The sequence below is a fragment of the Thalassospira sp. CH_XMU1458 genome (genome assembly GCF_037027205.1).
GTDB classification, from domain to species: domain Bacteria; phylum Pseudomonadota; class Alphaproteobacteria; order Rhodospirillales; family Thalassospiraceae; genus Thalassospira; species Thalassospira tepidiphila.
The window spans coordinates 265,044-287,027 of record NZ_JAYMDW010000001.1 but is presented as its reverse complement, the minus strand read 5'-3'; the positions used below and the strand labels follow the sequence as shown (position 1 = coordinate 287,027).

At 55.8% G+C, this 21,984-nt stretch carries 20 protein-coding genes; 12 read left to right on the top strand and 8 right to left on the bottom strand.

What is annotated here, in order from left to right; all coding sequences use genetic code 11:
• The first annotated feature begins 9 nt into the window (after positions 1–9).
• The 11 genes from nusA (at position 10) to WBY09_RS01235 (ending at position 12,063) form a co-directional block, all read left to right on the top strand.
• Positions 10–1,566, top strand: a complete 1,557-nt coding sequence (nusA, locus tag WBY09_RS01285; RefSeq protein WP_063086093.1) for a transcription termination factor NusA — start codon at positions 10–12, stop codon at positions 1,564–1,566.
• Between the two features lie 18 nt (positions 1,567–1,584).
• Complete coding sequence (locus tag WBY09_RS01280) at positions 1,585–2,175, top strand: RNA-binding protein (RefSeq protein ID WP_008888871.1); 591 nt, start codon at positions 1,585–1,587, stop codon at positions 2,173–2,175.
• An 80-nt stretch (positions 2,176–2,255) separates the two neighbouring features.
• Positions 2,256–4,922, top strand: a complete 2,667-nt coding sequence (gene infB, locus WBY09_RS01275; RefSeq protein WP_063086823.1) for a translation initiation factor IF-2 — start codon at positions 2,256–2,258, stop codon at positions 4,920–4,922.
• A gap of 17 nt (positions 4,923–4,939) precedes the next feature.
• Positions 4,940–5,359: a 30S ribosome-binding factor RbfA gene (gene rbfA, locus WBY09_RS01270; RefSeq protein ID WP_064780278.1), complete on the top strand. Its 420-nt coding sequence runs from the start codon at positions 4,940–4,942 to the stop codon at positions 5,357–5,359.
• Positions 5,359–6,285 carry a tRNA pseudouridine(55) synthase TruB gene (truB, locus tag WBY09_RS01265; RefSeq protein ID WP_064780279.1) on the top strand — a complete coding sequence of 309 codons (927 nt, stop codon included), beginning with the start codon at positions 5,359–5,361 and terminating at the stop codon, positions 6,283–6,285. Before rbfA ends, truB begins: the two co-directional genes overlap by 1 nt.
• 17 nt (positions 6,286–6,302) lie before the next feature.
• Entirely contained in the window at positions 6,303–6,572 is a 270-nt protein-coding gene (gene rpsO / locus WBY09_RS01260; protein ID WP_008888875.1) for a 30S ribosomal protein S15, read from the top strand.
• Between the two features lie 210 nt (positions 6,573–6,782).
• Positions 6,783–8,906, top strand: coding sequence for a polyribonucleotide nucleotidyltransferase (gene pnp, locus WBY09_RS01255; RefSeq protein ID WP_197146379.1), 2,124 nt, complete (start codon positions 6,783–6,785; stop codon positions 8,904–8,906).
• Between the two features lie 99 nt (positions 8,907–9,005).
• Positions 9,006–10,400, top strand: a complete 1,395-nt coding sequence (locus WBY09_RS01250) for an NAD(P)H-dependent flavin oxidoreductase (RefSeq protein ID WP_008888877.1) — start codon at positions 9,006–9,008, stop codon at positions 10,398–10,400.
• 189 nt (positions 10,401–10,589) lie between these two features.
• Positions 10,590–11,030 carry an iron response transcriptional regulator IrrA gene (gene irrA / locus WBY09_RS01245; RefSeq protein WP_063086087.1) on the top strand — a complete coding sequence of 147 codons (441 nt, stop codon included), beginning with the start codon at positions 10,590–10,592 and terminating at the stop codon, positions 11,028–11,030.
• 218 nt (positions 11,031–11,248) lie between these two features.
• Positions 11,249–11,683 carry a rubrerythrin family protein gene (locus WBY09_RS01240; RefSeq protein ID WP_064787992.1) on the top strand — a complete coding sequence of 145 codons (435 nt, stop codon included), beginning with the start codon at positions 11,249–11,251 and terminating at the stop codon, positions 11,681–11,683.
• Between the two features lie 95 nt (positions 11,684–11,778).
• Positions 11,779–12,063, top strand: a complete 285-nt coding sequence (locus WBY09_RS01235) for a YciI family protein (protein WP_197146380.1) — start codon at positions 11,779–11,781, stop codon at positions 12,061–12,063.
• A 44-nt stretch (positions 12,064–12,107) separates the two neighbouring features.
• Here the strand turns inward: WBY09_RS01235 and eutC are convergent, their stop codons facing one another.
• The 5 genes from eutC to WBY09_RS01210 form a co-directional block, all read right to left on the bottom strand.
• A complete protein-coding gene (gene eutC / locus WBY09_RS01230) occupies positions 12,108–12,881 on the bottom strand; it encodes an ethanolamine ammonia-lyase subunit EutC (RefSeq protein ID WP_197146381.1) in 774 nt (257 codons plus the stop codon).
• Positions 12,882–14,273 (bottom strand): ethanolamine ammonia-lyase subunit EutB, encoded by a 1,392-nt coding sequence (locus WBY09_RS01225; RefSeq protein WP_197146382.1) that lies wholly within the window; start codon positions 14,271–14,273, stop codon positions 12,882–12,884.
• 168 nt (positions 14,274–14,441) lie between these two features.
• The gene (locus WBY09_RS01220; protein ID WP_336231822.1) at positions 14,442–15,266 is read right to left on the bottom strand and encodes an ABC transporter ATP-binding protein; all 825 of its coding nucleotides are present in this window, start codon (positions 15,264–15,266) and stop codon (positions 14,442–14,444) included.
• The gene (locus WBY09_RS01215; protein WP_008888884.1) at positions 15,260–16,321 is read right to left on the bottom strand and encodes a FecCD family ABC transporter permease; all 1,062 of its coding nucleotides are present in this window, start codon (positions 16,319–16,321) and stop codon (positions 15,260–15,262) included. Before WBY09_RS01215 ends, WBY09_RS01220 begins: the two co-directional genes overlap by 7 nt.
• Positions 16,321–17,451, bottom strand: a complete 1,131-nt coding sequence (locus WBY09_RS01210; protein WP_008888885.1) for an ABC transporter substrate-binding protein — start codon at positions 17,449–17,451, stop codon at positions 16,321–16,323. Before WBY09_RS01210 ends, WBY09_RS01215 begins: the two co-directional genes overlap by 1 nt.
• 176 nt (positions 17,452–17,627) lie before the next feature.
• On the opposite strand from WBY09_RS01210, the gene WBY09_RS01205 reads away from it, so the two are divergent.
• Positions 17,628–18,422: a class I SAM-dependent methyltransferase gene (locus WBY09_RS01205; RefSeq protein WP_197146383.1), complete on the top strand. Its 795-nt coding sequence runs from the start codon at positions 17,628–17,630 to the stop codon at positions 18,420–18,422.
• Between the two features lie 20 nt (positions 18,423–18,442).
• On the opposite strand, the gene WBY09_RS01200 is transcribed toward WBY09_RS01205, so the two are convergent.
• From WBY09_RS01200 to WBY09_RS01190, 3 genes are read right to left on the bottom strand one after another with little or no spacing between them, the layout of a single operon-like run.
• Entirely contained in the window at positions 18,443–18,904 is a 462-nt protein-coding gene (locus WBY09_RS01200) for an OsmC family protein (protein WP_197146384.1), read from the bottom strand.
• 18 nt (positions 18,905–18,922) lie between these two features.
• Positions 18,923–19,543 carry a GntR family transcriptional regulator gene (locus tag WBY09_RS01195; RefSeq protein ID WP_197146385.1) on the bottom strand — a complete coding sequence of 207 codons (621 nt, stop codon included), beginning with the start codon at positions 19,541–19,543 and terminating at the stop codon, positions 18,923–18,925.
• Between the two features lie 53 nt (positions 19,544–19,596).
• The gene (locus tag WBY09_RS01190; RefSeq protein ID WP_197146386.1) at positions 19,597–21,948 is read right to left on the bottom strand and encodes an alpha/beta fold hydrolase; all 2,352 of its coding nucleotides are present in this window, start codon (positions 21,946–21,948) and stop codon (positions 19,597–19,599) included.
• Positions 21,949–21,984 lie beyond the last annotated feature (36 nt).

The window sequence follows — 21,984 nt, the reverse complement described above, 5'->3', positions numbered from 1 at the left end:
AGGTTGGATATGGAAGCAACTTCGGGAATGCCGCGGCCGGAACTTTTGCAGGTCGCAGATGCCGTTGCCCGTGAAAAGGGCATTGATCGTGACGAGGTTCTCGGTGCTATGGAGCAGGCCATCCAGAAGGCCGGCCGTTCCAGATATGGTCACGAGCATGACATTCGTGCCCATATCGACCGCAAAACCGGCGAAATCAAACTCGCTCGTTACATCGAAGTCACCGATGAAATCGAAAACGATTTCACCCAGATGTCGCTCGAACAGGCACGTATTCGTGACGAGAACATCAATCTTGGTGAATTCCTGATTGATCCGCTGCCGCCGATTGATTTTGGTCGTATTGCTGCCCAGACCGCGAAACAGGTCATCGTGCAGAAAGTGCGCGACGCAGAACGCGAACGCCAGTACGAGGAATACAAGGACCGTGCCGACGAAGTTATCAACGGCGTCGTCAAGCGTGTCGAGTTTGGCAACGTTCTTGTTGATATCGGTCGTGCCGAAGCCATCCTGCGCCGCGAAGAACTGATCCCGCGTGAGACGGTTCGTCAGGGTGACCGGGTACGTGCCCTTATCCTTGATGTCCGTCGTGAACAGCGTGGTCCGCAGATCTTCCTGTCGCGTACCCACCCGACCTTCATGGCAAAACTGTTTGCCCAGGAAGTACCGGAAATCTACGACGGCATTATCGAAATCAAATCGGTTGCCCGTGACCCGGGTTCGCGCGCGAAAATTTCGGTTCTGTCTTCGGACAGCTCGATTGACCCGGTCGGTGCCTGCGTTGGTATGCGCGGTTCGCGCGTCCAGGCCGTTGTTGCCGAACTTCAGGGCGAAAAAATCGACATCATCCAGTGGTCGGAAGATCCGGCAACCTTTGTTGTGAACGCTTTGGCCCCGGCCGAAGTCACCAAGGTTGTGATTGATGAAGAAACCAACCGTATCGAAGTCGTCGTTCCGGACGATCAGCTGAGTCTTGCCATTGGCCGTCGTGGTCAGAATGTGCGTCTGGCGTCCCAGCTGACCGGTTGGGATATCGATATTCTGACCGAGGAAGACGAAAGCGAACGTCGTCAGGAAGAAGCACGCAAGCGTGCGGAAATGTTCATCAAGGCGCTTGATGTTGACGAAGTTATCGCCCATCTCCTGGTCGCCGAAGGCTTCACCTCGATCGAGGAAGTCGGTTACGTGCCGCTGGCAGAACTGGCCGAGATCGAAGGTTTCGAAGAAGAAATCGCCGAAGAGCTGCGCAACCGCGCACGCACCTTCCTTGCCGAAGAGGCCGAGCGTCTTCAGAAACGTCGCGAAGAGCTTAAGGTTGCCGATGATCTGGTTGAATTCCCGGGTCTGTCGCTGGCTGTTGTTGTTCGCCTTGGTGAAAACGACGTCAAAAACCTTGAAGATTTCGCGGATCTCGCCAGTGACGAGCTGATCGAATATGTCGGGGATGCCGATTCCATTACCATGGATCAGGCCAACGACATGATCATGGAAGCCCGTCGCAAGCTTGGCTGGTTCGAAGGTCTTGAAGAAGAGACCGAAGAATCCGCGGAAAGCGAAGAGGCCTAAGGCCGATCGGAGGATGCCATGTCGCATCGTAAAGGCGGCAAGGTAGCCGAGGTTCCGGAACGCCGGTGCATTGTCACCGGCGAAGTCCGGCACAAGGAAGATCTTCTCAGGGTTGTGATCGGGCCGGATGGTTCGGTTGTTCCCGACCTTGAGGAACGGCTGCCGGGACGGGGATTATGGTTGTGCCCGTCGCGGGATGTGGTAAATACCGCCTGTGCAAAGAACGCCTTTGCCCGGGCGGCCCGACAAAAAGTCGTGGTCGACACCGCACTTGCAGACCGGATCGAAGAGCTGCTGACGCGCAAATGCATCGATCTGTTGTCGCTGGCGCGGCGTGCAGGACAGGCTGTTGCAGGATTTGAAAAGGCCCGTGCCCAGATTGCCGAGGGCGCAGCCTTAGTATTGGCGGCACGCGATGGTGCCGCAGACGGAAAATCAAAGATCGAGGCCAAGGCCCGGGATCTGCCGATTTATTCCGTTCTGGATGCTGCTGAAATCGGCGCGGCCTTTGGTCGCGAAAAAGCAGTACATGTGGCCGTTGCGCCAGGAGGCCTTGCCAATCGGTTGGGGCGTTCGTGCAAACGGCTTGAAGGATTTCGCGCTGTCTGAGATCAGATGAGCGCCAGACGGACAGGACAGGATCGGCGTATGTGCCCGATCCCGCAGGAAATGAGGAAGTTGAACGGATTATGAGTGATCGCGATCAGGAGAAGAAACCGCTGAGCCTCAACAGATCGAAGCTTGAATTGAGCAAGACGGTCGAGGCAGGGCAGGTTCGTCAAAACTTCTCGCATGGACGGTCAAAATCTGTGACCGTCGAAGTGCGCAAGAAGCGTACATTCGAAAAGAACGAATCCGGTCGCTTCCGTGAGGTGAAGAAGGATCTCGTTGAAGAACAGTCCCCGGCAGCAGAAAAGCCGGCACCGGAAGCAAAAAAAGAGCCGGTTGAAGAGCCGAAACCGCGTCCGGCGGTTGATGATCATGGCAATCTGACCGACAGCGAACGCGCTGCCCGTATGGCTGCTTTGAAGGCTGCTGAAGAGCGCCGCAAGCAGGATGAGGCGGATGCGGAAATCCGCGCCCGCGAAGAAGCTGCGCGCAAGGCCGAGGAAGAAGCACGCAAGGCAGAAGAAGCCAAGGCTGCTGCCGAAGCCAAACAGGAAGAAGCACCTGCTGCGTCTGAAAACGACTCTCCTTCGGTGGAAGAAGTCGAACAGCGCCTTGCCGCTTCGACGGCAAAAGGCAAGACTTCCAAGCCGAAACCGGCTGCCAAACCGAAGGCCGAAGAAACCGTTATTCAGGGCGAACCCGCAGAGCCGCTGGTCCCCGAAGAACGTCGTCGTTCCGCGCCGGCAGATGGCAAATCCAAAAGCCGCAAGGAAATTGACGAGGAAAATGCCCGCGTGGCAGCCCGCAAACGTGCCGAAGAAGAAGCCGGCCGTGCGGCGCGCACCAAGGGTGACGAAGGCCGTCGTCGTGGCAAACTTTCGATCAATAATGCAATGAGCGGTGACGAAGGTGGTCGCCGTCGTTCCATGGCATCGATCAAACGCCAGCAGGCCAAAGCCAAAGCGCGTGCCCAGGGCCCGCAAAAACCGAAGGAAAAAGTCGTGCGTGATGTGGTAATCCCGGACGTTATTACTGTCCAGGAACTGGCCAACCGTATGGCTGAACGTGCCGCAGACGTGATCAAGACCCTGATGAGTCTTGGCGTCATGGCAACGATTAACCAGTCGCTTGATCCGGATACCGCACAGCTCGTGGTCGAAGAATTCGGTCACAACGTCAAACGTGTATCTGATGCCGACGTTGAAGAGTCACTGGTCAGCGTAGATGACAATGACGCGAAGCTCGTTGGTCGTCCGCCGGTCGTGACCGTGATGGGCCACGTTGACCACGGTAAAACCTCGTTGCTTGATGCGCTGCGCTCCACCGATGTTGCCGGTGGCGAGGCTGGCGGTATTACCCAGCATATCGGTGCATATCAGGTCACCATGGCAACCGGTGCTAAGATCACCTTCATCGATACTCCGGGCCACGCCGCATTCACCGAAATGCGTTCGCGCGGTGCGAAAGTTACCGATATCGTGGTTCTGGTTGTTGCAGCCGATGACTCGGTCATGCCGCAGACCATCGAGGCAATCAGCCACGCGAAAGCGGCTGGCGTTCCGATGATTGTTGCCATCAACAAAATCGACAAGCCGGGTGCAAATCCGAGCAAGGTGAAAACCGAACTTCTTCAGCACGAAGTTGTGGTCGAGGAAATGGGTGGTGACGTTCAGGCCGTTGAAGTATCGGCCAAACAGCGCACCGGTCTGACCGAACTTGAAGAAGCCATTCTGCTGCAGTCCGAGGTTCTTGACCTTAAAGCCAACCCGGAACGCGTTGCCGATGGTGTTGTTGTTGAAGCCCGTATGGAAAAAGGTCGCGGTCCGGTTGCGACCGTTCTGGTCCAGCGTGGCACCCTGCGTACCGGTGACATCTTTGTCACGGGTCCGGAATGGGGTCGTGTCCGTGCCCTGATCGATGATCACGGCAACCGTGTCGCAGAAGCCATTCCGGGTATGCCGGTCGAGGTGAACGGTCTGAACGGGGTACCGTCTGCCGGTGACGACTTTGTGGTTGTTGAAAACGAAGCCAAGGCACGTGAAGTTTCTGACTTCCGTCAGCGCCGTATTCGTGAAACCCAGGCCGCTGCAATGAAGAAATCAGCGCTTGAGAACATGTTCTCGCAGAGCGGTGACCTCAAAGAACTGCCGATCGTCATCAAGGGTGACGTGCAGGGTTCTGTCGAAGCACTTATCGGCACCTTGCAGAAACTTGGTAACGAGGAAGTCTCGGTCCGCGTTCTGCATAGCGGTGTTGGTGGTATCAACGAATCCGACGTCACACTGGCGCGTGCATCCAATGCACTGATCATCGGCTTTAACGTGCGTGCAAACCAGCAGGCCCGTGAACAGTCGCGCCGTGACAACGTTGATATTCGTTACTATTCGATCATTTACGATGTTGCAGATGACATCAAAAAGATGCTGTCGGGCATGCTGTCTCCGGAAGTTCGCGAGAAGTTCCTGGGCTATGCGGAAATCCGCGACGTCTTTACGATTTCCGGCAACAAGATCGCCGGTTGCATGGTCACCGAGGGTATCGTCAAACGTGGCGCAGGCGTCCGCCTGCTGCGCGACAACGTTGTCATTCACTCTGGCGAACTTTCGACGCTCCGTCGCTTCAAGGACGAAGTCAAGGAAGTCCGCGAGGGCTATGAATGCGGCATGTCGTTCGCCAAATATAACGATATCCAGTCGGGCGATGTGATCGAGTGCTTCGAGAACGAGGAAATTGCCGTCGAACTGTAAGACGGTGAGGAACTGAAATGGCGAAGCAACCAGCCAAAGCACCAAGTCAGCGACAGCTCCGCGTGGCGGAAGAAATCCGCCAGGCGCTGTCGCAGGCATTGGAGCGTGGAGACATTTACGATCCGGATCTGACACGGCGCCCGGTAACCATTACGGGTGTCAATCTTTCACCGGATATGCGCAATGCCATGGTATCTTTCACCCCGCTTGGCGGCGGAGAGGCAGAAACGTCGATGAAGGCGTTGATGCGTCAGAAAGGTCACCTGCGCAGTCATGTGGCCAACACGGTGCACATGAAATATGTGCCTGCATTGCGATTTGTCGAAGACAAGAGTTTTGATGTCGCTGACCATATTGGTGCCCTGCTGCGCGACCCGCATGTTGCGCAGGATCTTGTGGATGACCGGTCGGGCGACCCGGAAGATGAGGACGACTGATGGCGCGTCGCCGTCGCGGTAAAAGCATTAATGGCTGGCTGGCGGTGGACAAGCCCCTGGAGATCACGTCATCAACCGTGGTCAATCAGGTGCGTCGTCTGCTTGATGCCAACAAGGCCGGACATGGCGGGACACTTGACCCGCTGGCGTCTGGCGTTCTGCCAATTGCCTTTGGCGAAGCAACCAAAACGGTTGCATATGTCATGGATGGCAGCAAAAGTTATCGCGTAACGTTGAAATTCGGCGAAGCGCGCAGTACGGACGATGCCGAAGGCGAGGTTATTGAAACCTCCGACCATCGTCCGACGGAAGACGAAATCAAGGCTGTGCTGGGTGAATTCATCGGTGAAATCCAGCAGGTGCCGCCAAAGTTTTCGGCGATCAAGGTCAATGGCAAGCGTGCCTATGACCTTGCGCGCCGCGATGAAGATGTGGTGTTGCAGCCACGTCCGATTCTGATCAAGGATCTTCGACTGGTCGACATGCCAGATCGCGATCACGCCGTGTTTGACGTTGTGTCAGGCAAGGGCGCGTATATGCGATCTTTGGCGCGCGATATCGCGCTGCGCCTAGGCACTGTGGGCTATATCGCCGCGCTTCGCCGGACTTCGGCGGGGCCGTTTTCGGAAGGGAACGCCATTCCCCTGCAGGAACTGCTGGATATGGACCCGGACGAGGTGATGAAGAAACTGCTTCCGGTTGAGACCGCGCTGGACGACATCCCGGCGCTGGCCCTGACCGAAGTCGAGGCGCAACGCCTTTCCTCTGGCCAGCCTGTCGGGCTGTTGCCGGTGGCAAAGCGCAATGCCCTTGAAAACCCCGTCGTGCAGGACGAAATCGTCTGTGCCATGCTCCATGACCGCGCTGTTGCGTTGGCTGAGATCACTGGTGGCGAAATTCGACCTGTGCGTGTTTTTAATCTCTAAAGGCGAAAGGATGCCTGATGTCGATTACTGCTGAACGCAAAGCTGAGCTGATCAAGGAATACGGTCAGAAAGACGGTGACACCGGTTCCCCCGAAGTCCAGGTTGCTATCCTGACTGAACGGATCAAGAACCTCACCGAGCACATGAAAGAACATAACCACGACTTCCACAGCCGTCGTGGTCTTCTCATGATGGTTGGTCAGCGTCGTCGTCTGCTGAAGTACCTGCAGCGCAAAGACCAGTCGCGTTACGAGAGCGTCATTGAACGCCTCGGTATTCGCCGCTGATATCGAACTGCGGCGGAGGGTGACCTCCGCCGTCGTTTTTTTTATTGTTCCGGCGGATCGGAACACGAGAAGCAGGGTCGGATGGGCCGACCCGATGCTTACGCCGGACCCATTACTCATGGCGCTGTCATGTAAGCCTCATGAGTAATGTGTTCGGAACTCGTGTACACTTTCGGGTCCGCCAGAGGTTTGTAAGAGGAAGAGAAAATAATGTTTAATGTCGTCCGTAAGGAAATGCAGTGGGGCAATGCCAAACTGGTTCTCGAAACCGGTAAAATCGCCCGTCAGGCAGATGGTGCCGTCAAGGTTACCTACGGTGAAACCGTTGTCCTGTGTACTGCTGTTGGCGCCAAACAGCCGCGCCCGGATGTCGACTTTTTCCCGCTGACGGTTAACTACCAGGAAAAAGCATTTGCCGCTGGCAAAATCCCGGGTGGCTTCTTCAAACGTGAAGGCCGCCCGTCTGAGAAAGAAACCCTTGTCTCGCGTCTGATCGACCGTCCGATCCGTCCGTTGTTCCACCCGCAGTACCGCAACGACACCCAGATCGTTTGTACCGTTCTGTCGCACGATATGGAAAACGATCCGGACGTGGTTGCCATGATCGGTACCTCGGCGGCCCTGACCATTTCCGGTCTGCCGTTCCTCGGCCCGATCGGCGCTGCCCGCGTTGGTTACAAGGATGGTGAATACCTGCTCAACCCGTCGACCGAAGCGGTCAAGGAAAGCGATCTGGATCTGGTTGTTGCCGGTACCCGTGATGGCGTGATGATGGTTGAATCCGAAGCATCCGAGCTGTCCGAAGAAATCATGCTTGGCGCCGTGAAGTTCGGTCACGAACAGTTCCAGGGCGTTCTCGACCTGATCATTGATCTGGCCGAAGAAGCAGCCAAAGAGCCGCGTGACGTTGCAGAACTTCCGGAAGGCTACGACGCACTGGTCGAAAAAGTTGCTGCGCTGGGCACCGAAAGCCTGACCGCTGCTTATGCACATGTTGTCAAACAGGAGCGTTCGGCTGCTGTTTCTGCTGCCAAGGCAGACATCGTCGAGAAACTTGGCGACGAAGTTCCCGATGCGCTGAAAGGCAAAGTTTCCTCGATCATCAAGGATCTGGAAAAAGACATCGTTCGCGGTGCGATCCTGAAAACCGGCAAGCGTATCGATGGTCGTACCGGTGCCGACGTTCGTCCGATCATGGGCGAAGTTTCGGTTCTGCCGCGTTCGCACGGCTCCTCGATCTTCACCCGTGGTGAAACCCAGGCACTGGCTGTTGTTACCCTTGGTACCGGTCAGGACGAGCAGATCGTTGACGCGCTGGACGGTGAATACCGTGAAAGCTTCATGCTGCATTACAACTTCCCGCCCTACTCGGTTGGTGAAGCTGGCCGCATGGGTTCGCCGGGCCGTCGTGAAATCGGTCACGGTAAACTGGCATGGCGTGCCCTGCACCCGCTGATGCCGGGCAAGGATGCCTTCCCGTACACCACCCGTATCGTTTCCGAAGTCACCGAATCAAACGGTTCTTCCTCGATGGCAACCGTTTGCGCAAGCTCGCTTGCGATGATGGATGCCGGTGTTCCGCTGGCACGCCCGGTTGCGGGTATCGCCATGGGCCTGATCAAGGAAGCCGAAGATTTCGCAGTTCTGTCCGACATCATGGGTGATGAAGATCACCTTGGTGACATGGACTTCAAGGTTGCTGGTACCGAAAACGGCATTACCTCGCTGCAGATGGACATCAAGATCACCTCGGTAACCCCGGACATCATGCAGATCGCCCTGAAGCAGGCCCGCGATGGTCGTCTGCACATTCTTGGTGAAATGGCCAAAGCCCTTCCGGAAGCACGTGGTGAAGTTTCGGGTAACGCCCCGACCATCACCCAGTTCTCGATCCCGAAAGACAAAATTCGTGATGTCATCGGTTCGGGCGGTAAGGTCATTCGCGAAATCTGCGAAGAGACCGGTGCAAAGGTTGATATTGAAGATGATGGTTCGATCACTGTCGCACATACCGACGGTGCAAAAGGCAAGCAGGCCGTGGATTGGATCAAATCCATCGTTGCGGAACCTGAATTGAATCATATCTATGATGGTAAGGTCGTTAAGGCTGTCGATTTCGGCGCATTCGTGAACTTCTTTGGTGCGCGTGACGGTCTGGTTCACATTTCCGAACTGGCACCTGAGCGTGTCAAACAGGTTTCGGACATCGTGAAAGAAGGCGACCAGGTTAAGGTCAAAGTCATCGGTTTCGATGATCGCGGCAAAATCAAACTGTCGATGAAACGTGTTGACCAGGAAACCGGTGCCGACCTCGACGCAGGCGACGCCGAATAAAGCAAACGGGATGCCGGACGACGATAAAAACGCGACGTCGTCCGGCACTCTGCGCGATGCCATAGCATCGCGGGCAAAGGCCGAATGGGAGAGACGAATTTGAAAGCCCTTAAACCGCTCGTCATGTCGGGTAAAGAAGTCTTGCCAGTTATCGAAGGTGGCAAAGGCGTTGCTGTATCGACGGGTAAAAGTTCCGGCGCATGGGCTGCTGCCGGTGGTATCGGGACTTTTTCCGCTGTGAATGCCGATTCTTATGATGAGAACGGCAATCTGGTCCCGATCGAATATGCAGGAAAAACCCGCAGTGACCGCCATCAGGAACTGATTGCCTACGGCATTCGTGGTGGTATTGCACAAGCACAGATCGCACATGAAATGCGGAACGGCGAAGGCCGTCTGCACATGAACGTATTGTGGGAAATGGGCGGTGCCGAACCGATCCTTCACGGCGTTCTTGAAGGTGCCAAAGGCCTGATCCACGGGGTAACCTGTGGTGCCGGCATGCCCTACAAGATTGCTCAGATTTCTGCGCAATACGGCGTTCACTATTATCCGATTGTCTCGTCAGCCCGTGCTTTCCGCGCATTGTGGCTGCGGGCCTATAAAAAGACCCCGGAATGGCTGGGTGGCGTGGTTTACGAAGATCCGTGGCGCGCTGGTGGTCATAATGGTCTGTCGAATTCCGAAGATCCGCTTGTGCCCGAGGATCCGTTCCCGCGTGTTGCAGCCCTTCGTGAATTCATGAACTCCGTTGGTCTGAATGATGTTCCGATCATCATGGCAGGCGGTGTCTGGTTCCTGCGTGATTTCGAAGACTGGATCGACAATCCCGAAGTGGCCCCGGTGGCCTTCCAGTTCGGGACTCGTCCGCTTCTGACACAGGAAAGCGAGATTTCCGACGAATGGAAACAGCGCCTGACCAGTCTTAAGAATGGTGACGTGTCGCTGCATAAATTCAGCCCGACTGGTTTCTATAGCTCGGCTGTGCGCAATGCGTTCCTTGAAGATCTGCATCAGCGTTCTGATCGTCAGGTACGCTATTCACGTACCGCCGAGGCGGATCTGCATGTCGGTATTCCGCTGGGCCGTCGTGGTCGTCCGATCTATGTGCGTGAAGACGATGCCGACAAGGTCAAGGCTTGGCTTGAAGCTGGCTATACCGAAGGCATGCCGACCCCGGATGACACCATGGTGTTTGTCACCCCGGAAAGCGCACTGACGATCAAGAAAGACCAGATCGACTGCATGGGGTGCCTGTCACAGTGCCAGTTCTCCAACTGGGAACAGCATGAAGGCACCACTGGCAAACGTGCTGACCCGCGTTCCTTCTGTATCCAGAAGACGCTCCAGAGCATTGCCCATGGCGCCAAAGTCGAAAATGAACTGATGTTTGCCGGTCACAATGCCTACAAGTTTGGCGAAGACCCGTTCTACGCCAACGGCAATATTCCGACTGTGAAGGAACTGGTCGACCGCATCATGACGGGCGATTGATCCTGACGTCAGACCAAATAAAAAAGGGCCGGTTTTTACCGGCCCTTTTTGTTTGTTTTTCGCAGTATTTCATCCCGCGATTATAGTTGATCAAAATCAAAGAACAACGCGTCCGGGTTCTTTAGTCTGTCCCCAGCATTCATTAGGGCCATTATGATTTTGGCCCGACCACGACAAAGGGGCAAAGCTATGGGACATACATCGCGTCCATATACCAACGCGCTTAACCGGCTCAAGGATGCCAATCTGCGTCCGACGCGTCAGCGTCTGGCACTGGCACGTTTGCTGTTTGATGACGGCCATCGTCATGTCACAGCAGAACAGCTGCATTCCGAAGCCATGAGCAACAATATCAAGGTATCGCTGGCAACGGTTTACAACACCCTGCACCAGTTCACCGATGCGCGCCTTCTCAATGAAATCGTGATTGATTCGGGTCGGTCCTATTTCGATACCAACACCGAACCGCATTACCATTTCTATTGCGAAGAAGACGGCATGCTGTCCGACATTCCGGCAGGTGACGTCAAGATCGCCAACATTCCGAACATGCCCAACGGCACGGAACTGGCATCGGTTGATCTGGTATTCCGACTGCGTCGCAACCAGGCGGCGAAGGACGCAGCCTAAGACATCGCGCGGCCGTTATTTGCGCAAGCCTTGCGCAGGTGACAGGCAGATGAAATCTGACACCTGATCAGTGCAATTGCCCCTGCTCTGCTTGACGGTGGCGGATTTCACGACACATAAAGGGCGGCAAGACCACTTGGTTTTGCCGCCTTAATTTTTGCGACTTTGGCTCATACAACAACGCTGTATTGGGCGAACAATAACAAGGAACAGCGCACATGGCGCTTAAGGGAACACGTACCGAGGCAAACCTGCGCGCGGCCTTTGCCGCCGAGGCACAAACCAATCGTCGTTATCTTTACTTTGCCCAGCAGGCCGACATCGAAGGCTATACCGAGGCAGCAGAACTGTTTCGCACGGCGGCCGAGGCCGAAACCGGCCATGCATTCGGCCATCTGGAATTTCTTGAAACGGCTGGCGATCCGTTGACTGGCAAAGAACTGGGCACCACCCGCCTGAACCTTGAAGCGGCCATCGCACAGGAAAAGGACGAGGCCGAAACGGCCTATCCGGAAATGGCCCGTATTGCGCGCGAAGAGGGCTTAGAAGATATCGCTGCATGGTTTGAAAGCCTGGCCCGCGTGGAAGCCGCCCATGCAGATCGTATCGAACGTCTTCTTACCCGGATGGGGAGCAAAACGGACGGTGCATAAAGCTGCTTGATCCCCAAAATGTGATTTGTGATCAGCGTCGAAACGCCGGATTGTGCGCAACCCAAACCCTTAGACTCTAACAGGGAAAATCAGCAATGTTTGTTGTCTCGCTGAACTACAAGGTTCCGCTTGAACAGGTCAATGCGCATATTGACGACCATATCGCGTGGCTAAAGCAGGCCTATGCCAAGGGCATGTTTCTGGCATCCGGGCGCAAGATACCGCGCGATGGCGGGGTTATCCTTGCCAAGGGGGATCGTGCTGCACTGGAAGATGAACTGACCCGCGATCCGTTCCATCAACATGACCTGGCCGATTACCACATCACGGAATTTGATCCGGTGATGGTGGCAGACGGTCTTGAGGCGCTTAAGGGCTGATGGCAAACAAGGGGCCTGTCTTAGCGCCCCGCCGCCCCGCGTGCCTAGCCTTCAATCAGCTCGGGATTGGATGAGTTGTCCTTAAGCGCCACACCCGACAGACCCATCTTGCGCGATTCGACCATCAGATAAGCGATCTTTTTCGCGGCCTTTTCCGGGTTTAATCCCGCCGGGCGAATGTTGGAAACACAGTTGCGATCTGCGTTCGACCGTCCGCGCCTTGGCCCCCAGGTCAGATAGCAGCCAAGCGAATCCGCACTCGAAAGCCCCGGGCGTTCGCCGATCAGCATCACGGTCAGCTTGGTGCCCAGTGCTGCACCAATTTCATCGCCCAGTCCGACACGTGACTGGGTGGCCAGTGTGATCGGGGCGACCGACCAGCTTTCCCCCAAGTGATCAAGGATCAGCTTTAAGGTATTGGCTGCATGGTCATGGGTCGCGCGGGCAGACAAGCCATCGGCCAGAATGAACGCAACGTCATAGTCCCCGGCATGCTTGCCAAGTGCTGTAACAGAGTCTTCGTCCAGCAATCGGCCAAGATCGGGTCGCTGCAAATAGGTCGGTCGATCCGGTGCGGCCGAATGGACATCAAGGATCCTGTGATCAAGCCCATCAAGCTGGTCGCGCACGGAGTTGGGTTCAAAGGCCATATGCACCGAATCCCGGGCGCGTGCATGTGCCATCTGGAATTCAAGCAACCTTTCGGTCGGCAACCCGTCGCCGACCCGGCCAAGGCCGATACGGGCATCTGTGTGGGCACGAAGCGTGTTCCAGGGATCAAGGCCGCTCGGGATTTTCTTGTTGGTCAGATTGCTCATTTAAGCGGCCCCCGACCATGCCAGAAGGTTTTGCGCTGCCTGCCCGTCAAGTTGTGGGCGGGTGCGACCATGCTGATCAAGGATTTCCATCTTGCGCAGCCAGGCGGCAAATTCAGGGGCCGGTTGCAGACCCAGCACAGAACGCAGATACATCGCATCATGGAAGCTTGTGCTTTGGTAATTGAGCATGATGTCATCCGCGCCCGGGACGCCAATGACGAAGTTACAGCCAGCAACTCCCAGCAGGGTCAGCAGGTTGTCCATGTCATCCTGATCGGCCTCGGCATGGTTGGTATAGCAAACATCACACCCCATCGGTACGCCAAGCAACTTGCCACAGAAATGGTCCTCGAGCCCGGCACGGGTGATTTGCTTGCCATCAAACAGATATTCCGGACCGATGAAGCCGACCACCGTATTGACGAGAAGCGGCGAATATTTGCGCGCGACAGCATAGGCACGGGCCTCGACAGTTTGCTGATCAATGCCTTCGTGGGCATCTGCCGAAAGCGCAGCCCCCTGCCCGGTTTCAAAATACATGACATTGTGGCCGACTGTGCCGCGCTTAAGCCCCTTGGCGGCGTCTTCGGCCTCGGCCAGCATGGCCTGGGTGATGCCAAAGCTTTCATTGGCCTTTTGCGTGCCGGCGATGGATTGGAAGACCAGATCAACCGGGGCATTGCGCGCCATCACATCAATTGCCGTGGTGACATGGGCCAAAACGCAGGACTGGGTCGGGATGTCGATCCGTTCGCGAACTTCGTCAATCAGTTTGAGAAGCTCGATCATGGCTTCGGGGCTGTCGGTGGCCGGGTTGATGCCAATCACCGCATCGCCGCTGCCATGCATCAGACCGTCAAGGATCGAGGCCGCAACACCGGCTGGATCATCGGTCGGATGATTGGGTTGCAGACGGACTGATAGATGGCCGGGCAGGCCGATCGTATTGCGAAAGGCCGTGACCACATGGCATTTTTTGGCAACCGCGATCAGGTCCTGATTGCGCATCAGTTTTGATACCGCCGCGACCATTTCCGGCGTCAGCCCGGGGGCCAGATGTTTAAGTGCTTCGGGGGTTGCATCGTCGGTCAGAAGCCAGTTGCGAAAATCACCAACGGTCATCGAGGATACCGGTGCAAAGGCATCTGCATCATGATCATCAATAATCATGCGCGTGACGTCGTCATCCTCGTAAGGGACCAGTGCCTCGCTCAGAAACTGTTTGAGTGGCACATCGGCCAGCGCAAAGCGCGCCGCCACCCGTTCTTCATCCGAGCTTGCCGCAAGCCCCGCCAGCAAATCGCCGGACCGAAGCGGGCTTGCCTTTGCCAACAGGGTTTTCAGGTCGGGAAAGGTAAAGCGTTCAAAACTGAATGGCGCGCCGGTGTGCAAGTTCTGCCTCCTGAAGCATGAAAGACATCGCCAGAGATTTTTGCCCCTGTCCGCAAAGGAAAACAGCGCCAAACATGACGCTGTTGCGATGCATGATCATCATTTGTCCATGGAACCAGAAAATGCCTCAAATGCAAAGTTTTTAATCACAAGGAAAGGCGCGCCTTTCTATTGTGCAGCTTGTGCGACCTCCGTCAGGGTCTTGCGGGCCGTGGCCGTATTGTGCCGACTGTTGGTTTCATCACTCGGGCCGCGCAGGACGATATGCGGATGGCCAAGCGAATTGAGTTCGACATGCCCATCGACCTGATAGACATCGCGCAGAAGGTCACTGTCGATGACATCAGAACACGGACCGAACGCGACCATTTTGCCATTGCGAATGGCCATGGCCTGATCACAATATTGCAGGGCGTGGTTGAGGTCGTGAATGGCGATCAGGACGATGATGTTCTGGCCCTTGGCGACATCACGCATAAAGGACAGGACTTCCATCTGGCGATGCAGATCAAGTGCTGATGTCGGTTCATCCATCAAAAGGATTTTCGGATCACGCACCAGGGTCTGGGCAATCGCGACCAGCTGGCGTTGCCCGCCGCTGAGTTCGCCCAAGTTACGCGCCGCGAGATCGCCAATACGAAGGGCGGCCAGAATATCGTCAATCCGTGCCAGTTCATCTGCCCGCACGCGCAGGCTTGATCCCTGCTTGGCGGCCAGAATGATCGATTCATAGACCGACAGCACCGCGGTTGAGCCGGTATCCTGGGGCATATAACAAATCGTATTGCGTTCCTTGCGGTGTGATCCGAGGTCAACAATACTATCGCCCTTTGCAAGGCCGGCCACCCGGCGAAACAGGCTGGATTTGCCGGCCGCATTCGGACCGATCACGGCAGTGACAGTGCCTGGCTGAATTGTTGGGGTGGTAACGTCAGATACCACCTGCACCTTGCCATAACGGGTTCCGATATTTTCGAGACGCAGCGTTACCATGATTTCCTCCGACTTGCGAAAATCAGCGAGAAGAAGAAGGGTACACCGACAAGGGCGGTAATCACCCCGATGGGCAGGATGGCGCCCGGGATCAGCAGCTTTGACAACACGGACGTTGCCGACAGGATCAGGGCACCACACAGGATCGATGCCGGCAGGAAGAAGCGCTGATCTTCACCCACCAGCATGCGGGCAATATGTGGCCCGACAAGGCCGATGAAGCCGATGGTGCCGACAAAGGAAACCGGAATGGCGGCCAGAAGGCTGACAATCAGCATGGTGCGCAGACGAAGCCCCTGCACATTCACCCCAAAGCTTTCCGCCTTGGCATCACCCAGACGAAGGGCGGTCAGTGCCCATGCCTGACGGGCAAACAGCGGAATGGCGATAACGACCGCGATGGCGGTGACCGCCACCTTGGTCCAGGTTGCCTTGACCAGTGACCCCATCGTCCAGAACACAACGGCCGCAAGGGCCTGTTCACTTGCCAGATACTGCAAAAGGGCCAGAAGCGCATTGAAGGTAAAGACCAGTGCAATGCCAAGCAACACGATGGTTTCAACCGTCACGCCACGCATGCGGCTGAAGAAATGAATGATCAGGGCGGTGCCCATCGCCATGATGAAGGCGTTGAGCGGAATGATGAATTCGACAAAGGCCGGCAGAAGTGCGACCCCCAGCACAAGCGCCAGCGCCGCGCCAAACCCGGCGGCGGCCGAAATGCCCAACGTAAACGGGCTTGCCAGCGGGTTGGCAAGGATGGTCTGCATTTGTGCGCCAGCGGTCGACAGCGCCGCGCCCACGGTCAGCGCCATGAGGGCGACCGGCATGCGGATATCCCAGATCACCACGCGTAACTGATCAGTCGCCGACGAAGGATCAAGCAGGGTGGCGATCACGTCTGATAACGGATAGTTCGCCGGGCCCGTTGCCAGATCGATGGCAAATGAAAGAAACAATGCGCCCGCCATTGCAAGCAGGAGCATGAAACGACGCAGGGAGCGTGCCTTGTAATGCACGCTCCCGGCTTCGATACTGAGTTGGTTGGTCGTCATTAGTTTGTGGCTGTATCGCTGATCGAGATGAAGTAGCCCGGCTGGTAATCCAGCGGCAGGAAGCGTTCGTGCAGTTCCTTGAAGGTTGCTTCCGGATCGATATCGGCAAACAGGTCCGGGTGGAACCATTTTGCCATCTGTTCGATCACCACGAACTGGTACGGGCTGTTATAGAACTGGTGCCAGACAGCATGAATTTCGCCGTTCTCGACCGCCTTGATGCCGGTGAAGGCCGGGCGTTCCATCAAGCCAACCAGTTTGCGGCGTGCTTCAACCATATCGGCATCCGGGCCAAGACCGACCCATGCGCCACCCGGGGAATAGGCTTCCCAGCTGGCACCGGTGCCAACGAACTGATCGGGGTTGGAGGCCACAACCTGTTCCGGGTTGATCGTGCCAAAGGTGCCCGGAATGATGGATGCTGCGATGTTCACGCCGCCAGCCATTTCGACCATGGTGCCGAAGTTCTCGTTGCCAAACGACATGCAGCATTCATCGGAATAACCCGCAGCACGTTCAATGAAGACTTGCGGTTTTTCCGGATTTGCCTTGGCAATGCGATCGGTCACGTTCTTGATGCTGTCAGAACGGAATTTGATGAATTCGGCCGCACGATCTTCCTTGCCGGTCAGTTGGCCAAGGATCTTCATGCTGGTATCGGTGTTTTTCATCGGCGCTTCGCGGAAGTCGATATAGACCAGCGGAATGCCAACAGCAGCCAGTTTTTCGTCAAAACCGCCGTCTTCGGTCGCAGCCTTGGCTTCAAGGTTCATGATCACGACGTCCGGATTGACCGAGATGGCCTGTTCGATGTCAAACGTGCCGTCTTTAATACCGCCAAAGGTCGGAATGTCGTCAATGCGCGGGTATTTCGCAGCATAGATGTCGTAGGTCTGCGGATCAGCCTTTTTAAGGTCATCGCGCCAGCCGACAACGCGCTGGAACGGGTCTTCACTGTCGAGTGTCGCCAGACCATAGATCAGGCGACCTTCGCCCAGAATGACCTTCTGAACTGGTACTTCGACTGTAACTTCACGTCCGGTAACGTCGGTCACCGTGACCGATTCTGCTGCCTGTGCGGTGCCCGTGACCAGCATGGTCAGAGCAGCAAATACACCCAAAAATTTCATTCCCGTTCCCTCAGATTAGGATTGCCTGTCGAGCGATTTATCAGTTATTGAGAATGAAAATCAATCTTTTTCGCAATGATAATGCAAATCATTTGTTTTTATGATTGCGCAATTATCGTTGTGAGATTAACTAGCCCGCAGAAATCCGGGTATTCCGCCAAGAGAGCATCAAGACCATGAACCAGGCCAGCAACTTCAACCTGCGCGAAGAGATCAAGGAATATTGGTCAATGCGTGCAGCCACATTTGACGAGCAGCCCGGCCACGAGATTTTCTCAGAAGCCGAACGCAGTGCGTGGCATACCTTGTTTGAACGTCATTTCGGCAAGGGCGACGGGCGCAAGGCGCTTGATCTGGCAAGCGGCACCGGGGTTATCAGCCATCTGATGCATGATCTTGGATTTAACGTGACCGGCATGGACTGGTCGGAGGCGATGCTTGAAAAGGCGCGCGCCAAATCAAGGCAACGCGGATCAAAAATCACGTTCCTGCTGGGCGATGCCGAGAATACCCTTGAAGCAGACAACAGCTATGACGTGATCGTCACCCGTCATCTGGTCTGGACGCTGGTTGATCCGGCAGCATCCTTTGCCGAATGGTTCCGGGTTCTTAAACCCGGTGGGAAGCTTCTGGTGGTTGATGGTGACTTTGTCTCCCCGACCTGGGCGACGAAATTCAACAAGGCAATGGCAGGCTTTCTTGAAAGTCTGGGTCTGCGCAAACCGGTCGAGGCGATCCCGCAGATGCAGACCCATCAAGATATTCTGGCCCGCGTGCATTTTTCAAACGGGGCGCGGGCAGATGCTGTTGAGGCCATGCTGCGCCAAACCGGGTTCGATCCGATTGCGGTGGATTTCGATCTGAAACGCATTCACAGCGCGCAGAAAAAACACATCAGCTTCGCCAAGGGCCTGGAGCGCGGCGCACAGCATCGCTATGCCATCTGCGCGCAAAAACCGTTGGAAGCCTAGGCTGCTAAAAAAATTGGGTTTTACCGGACCGGCTCGGTCACGACTTCGGTTTTGACCGAATTGGCCAAAAAACAAGCTTCGTGGGCGCGGTGATGCAGCTCATCCTCAAGCGCAACATCAGGGGCAGTGCCACCATAGGTGACCTTTGGCTTTAGGGTGACCTTTGTGATCATGGTCTTGCCATAGACCGTTTCCATGATGCCGGTGGCGTCATCGACATAGGCGTCAATCAAAAGCCCCGCATCGGATGCGAAATGCAGGAAAAACAGCATGTGGCAGCTTGAAAGGGCTGCAACAAAGGCTTCTTCCGGGTCGACATTTTCTGCCAACGAATACGGCAGGGGTACCACATGCGGGGATGAGGATGCCGGGACTTCGACCCCGCCATCAAAGCGCCAGACATGACCACGCGAATATCGGCGATCGGTGAAAACTTCGCTTTCCTTGCGCTTCCAGATCACTTCTGCGCCAAAACTGCTCATGGTGGGGCTCCTTGAACTTCAGGACTGATCAATCGGGATCAGTGTTCCGGCGGTGACGCCGATATGGGTGGTCAAAACCTTGCGCGCGGTCGCAATGTCCCCGGCCTCAAGCGCGGCGAGGATCTTTTGATGTTCTTCATAGAACGCGCTTCGCGGTCGTGACCCCTTGGGCTGCAGGGCGTAGGCACGTTTGGCCTCTCCACGAAATCCATCGATCATCGACAGCAGCCTTTGATTGCCGCATGCGCCGTACAGGGTTGTATGGAATTCCTGATCAAGCGCTGCCAGCATGTCGCGATCTTCTTCTTCAAACAGATCTTCGTTCAGGCGACGCGCCTTACGCAGTGCTGATGGGCTGAGGTTAGGTGCAGACAGCTCAAGTGCGCTGACCTCAAGCGAAATGCGAATCTGACAAAGCTCCTGCACGTCTTTGCTGCGCAGTCCAGTGACGGCAAGACTTCTATCCGGGCGTTTTTCGAGCAAACCGGATTCGTGAAGCCGTTCCAGGGCGTGGCGAATCGGCTGGCGACTTACGCCAAAGCGCGCGGCGAGATTTTCCTGCTTAAGCACCGTGCCGGGGGGCAAGCTACCAGCTTCGATCTCTTCGCGAAGTGCCGTTGTGATCAAGTTTGTATCCATGGATCCAAACTATGATACGTCAGATTTTTCGTCAAGAAAAACAGAGCGCAGTATCACTCTGCGGGGATGGCTTCTGTATGAGCGTCCTGCAGGTCGCAGTGGCTTTGCACAAAGGCGATAATCCGGTCATGTGCGCCGTCGATGTCTTCGTTAACAATGCCGTGACGATCGGATTTCAGCATCTGGACGTTAATGTCGCTGGCATTGGTTGCCAGACGCCGGATCATGGTTGCGCTGGCCGGATCGACGACCTTGTCGCCATCACCCTGCAGGATCAGGGTTGGGCAATCGAGATCCGGCAGGCGCCGCTGCATCTCGGCCACGGTCTGGCGCAACTGATGCAATCCGCCGATCGGAATGTTGCGATAATTGATTTCGGGATGCTCAGATTCGTTGGGCCGGAAACTGAGCAGTTCCTGCGCGGATGGCATCCATCCCATCAGTTTGTTCGCACCATAAAGCAGTGGCACAAACATCAGATTGCGGTTACGGAATTTAAGCGGCGTTCCGGCAAGGACAAGTGCCCGCAGTTTTTCAGGATGATCAGCGGCATGAATGGCCGACAGGGCGCCTCCGGTTGAAAATCCGACAATGATCACCTGATCGCAAAACGGGGCCAGGATTTCATAGCCACGGCGCACGGATGCCAGCCAATCGGTCCATTTGCGTTTTTGCAACTCATGGGGTGATGTGCCGTGCCCGGCAAGACGAACCCCCATCACCGCATGACCCATGGCAGCAAATTTTTCGCCCAGTTCGCGAAGCTCCGCCGGGGATGCCAAAAAGCCATGCACAAGCAATACGCCACAGGCAAACTGCTTTTGTCCGTTGGGCAGCAGCAAATAGGGGCGGCTGTCAGCCGTTGCGGTTTCCTGGGCGTTGATTGCGTCATATTTCGGTTTCTGGAACTTGGTGTGGTTCCACTGCCAAGCCAGAATTTCATCATCAAAACGGCGATGGGCGATGTCGGTGGGGCTTAGGTGGTCGACCTCGATCCGCGCGCGTTCAAGGGCCTGCCAAGCGGCATGGATCGGGGCCATTTCGTTGGCATAGACCATGATCGGGTTGTCCATGCGGATCTGATCAAACGTCGCCTCGGCCTGTAATTTTGGCAGGAAGCAATATTTCTGATCGCGACGTTCAATCAGGCCAAGCTGAACCGCACTATCGATAAAGAAGCGGATTTGCGGACAATTGAGCTCAAAGATACCGACATAGTCGGCGGGATTGCGCATGCCGCGATGCAAATGGACGTTTTCGGCCTGCTGGATATTCTTGATCGCCAGATAAAGTGTTCTGTCAAAGTGGCTTATATCAACTTCGGTTACGCCATCCTCAAGCCACATCATGATCAGGCGCGATGCCAGGTGGCTGACATTGATCGTCAGATTGGAATACATCACCGACATGCAATGATCGCGCAGCGGCTTGATATGTCGGGTGATGGCAAATTGCGGGACGCGTTCGGTGATCTTTTCAAGGGTCTTGGCCGGCTTGAACAGATCATCAATGCAGGTGGCCTGCTCAACCCGCTTGGCAAGCAGCCTGCGGTCCAGCCAATTAAACTGATCGCGCGGATTGACCGGATCGCCCAACCGGATGTCCATATCGGTCTTCTTGAACATCAGGTTGCCTTCGATGATCATTTCCTCGGCCATTTTGGGGCTGAGACCGCCGGTAAACATGTCAGCTGCGCGTGCCAGAAGGTTCTGATCAACGCGCAGCGGATGGAAGGTAATGTTGGCCGGAAACATCAAGGTTGGCTTGGCAAGGCTTGTGCTCAGGTCATCTTCACTGCGTTCCAGAAGGTCGGCCCAACGGCTGAGTTCGTCGGTTTTGCCCCGATCAATCAGGGTTGATAGGCCGATCTTGAAGCCATCAATGCAAAGCCCAAGCAAGGCCGCACCGGTATGGTGGGCGCGTCTGGTATCTGCCGATCTGGAATAGACGCTGTAATCAGGGCGTTTGGGGTGTGGCCGTATGTCGGTCAGAACCCGGCGATCCTTGACCATGCCGCCCTCGGGAAAGACAACGACCTTGCCACCACGCAGGACTTCCTCGGCCAGAAACGGCAACAGGCGTTCATAGTTATTGGGAACCCCGCCAAGCGCCCGGAGATAGCGTGAAAAGGTATTGTCCTGGACAAAAAACTCGCCCGATGCGATCGACCGGCAATAGACCCCGGTTTCGAGCGCGATCAGGTATTGCGGGATAAAGGTTTCAAACCGGGCGAAGTGATTGAACATGAAAATGTCGCCCTGCGACAAATGGTCGCGCGGCCCGTGCATCTTGATGTTGATATCGATATTGGCCCGCAAAGCGGTCATCGCGCGAAGGGTCCATTCGCAGGTCTTCGGATTGATGGCGAACTTTTCACGTTCGATATCGCGGAATGTCTGAACCATGCGTGGAAATATCCCGGCCGGAGGTCTAACCCAGTA

Excerpts from the sequence above, each read along its gene's own strand:
- nusA (WP_063086093.1), top strand. The coding sequence starts at position 10 with ATGGAAGCAACTTCGGGAATGCCGCGGCCGGAACTTTTGCAGGTCGCA.
- WBY09_RS01280 (WP_008888871.1), top strand. The coding sequence starts at position 1,585 with ATGTCGCATCGTAAAGGCGGCAAGGTAGCCGAGGTTCCGGAACGCCGG.
- infB (WP_063086823.1), top strand. The coding sequence starts at position 2,256 with ATGAGTGATCGCGATCAGGAGAAGAAACCGCTGAGCCTCAACAGATCG.
- rbfA (WP_064780278.1), top strand. The coding sequence starts at position 4,940 with ATGGCGAAGCAACCAGCCAAAGCACCAAGTCAGCGACAGCTCCGCGTG.
- truB (WP_064780279.1), top strand. The coding sequence starts at position 5,359 with ATGGCGCGTCGCCGTCGCGGTAAAAGCATTAATGGCTGGCTGGCGGTG.
- rpsO (WP_008888875.1), top strand. The coding sequence starts at position 6,303 with ATGTCGATTACTGCTGAACGCAAAGCTGAGCTGATCAAGGAATACGGT.
- pnp (WP_197146379.1), top strand. The coding sequence starts at position 6,783 with ATGTTTAATGTCGTCCGTAAGGAAATGCAGTGGGGCAATGCCAAACTG.
- irrA (WP_063086087.1), top strand. The coding sequence starts at position 10,590 with ATGGGACATACATCGCGTCCATATACCAACGCGCTTAACCGGCTCAAG.
- WBY09_RS01240 (WP_064787992.1), top strand. The coding sequence starts at position 11,249 with ATGGCGCTTAAGGGAACACGTACCGAGGCAAACCTGCGCGCGGCCTTT.
- WBY09_RS01235 (WP_197146380.1), top strand. The coding sequence starts at position 11,779 with ATGTTTGTTGTCTCGCTGAACTACAAGGTTCCGCTTGAACAGGTCAAT.
- eutC (WP_197146381.1), bottom strand. The coding sequence starts at position 12,881 with ATGAGCAATCTGACCAACAAGAAAATCCCGAGCGGCCTTGATCCCTGG.
- WBY09_RS01220 (WP_336231822.1), bottom strand. The coding sequence starts at position 15,266 with ATGGTAACGCTGCGTCTCGAAAATATCGGAACCCGTTATGGCAAGGTG.
- WBY09_RS01215 (WP_008888884.1), bottom strand. The coding sequence starts at position 16,321 with ATGACGACCAACCAACTCAGTATCGAAGCCGGGAGCGTGCATTACAAG.
- WBY09_RS01210 (WP_008888885.1), bottom strand. The coding sequence starts at position 17,451 with ATGAAATTTTTGGGTGTATTTGCTGCTCTGACCATGCTGGTCACGGGC.
- WBY09_RS01205 (WP_197146383.1), top strand. The coding sequence starts at position 17,628 with ATGAACCAGGCCAGCAACTTCAACCTGCGCGAAGAGATCAAGGAATAT.
- WBY09_RS01200 (WP_197146384.1), bottom strand. The coding sequence starts at position 18,904 with ATGAGCAGTTTTGGCGCAGAAGTGATCTGGAAGCGCAAGGAAAGCGAA.
- WBY09_RS01195 (WP_197146385.1), bottom strand. The coding sequence starts at position 19,543 with ATGGATACAAACTTGATCACAACGGCACTTCGCGAAGAGATCGAAGCT.
- WBY09_RS01190 (WP_197146386.1), bottom strand. The coding sequence starts at position 21,948 with ATGGTTCAGACATTCCGCGATATCGAACGTGAAAAGTTCGCCATCAAT.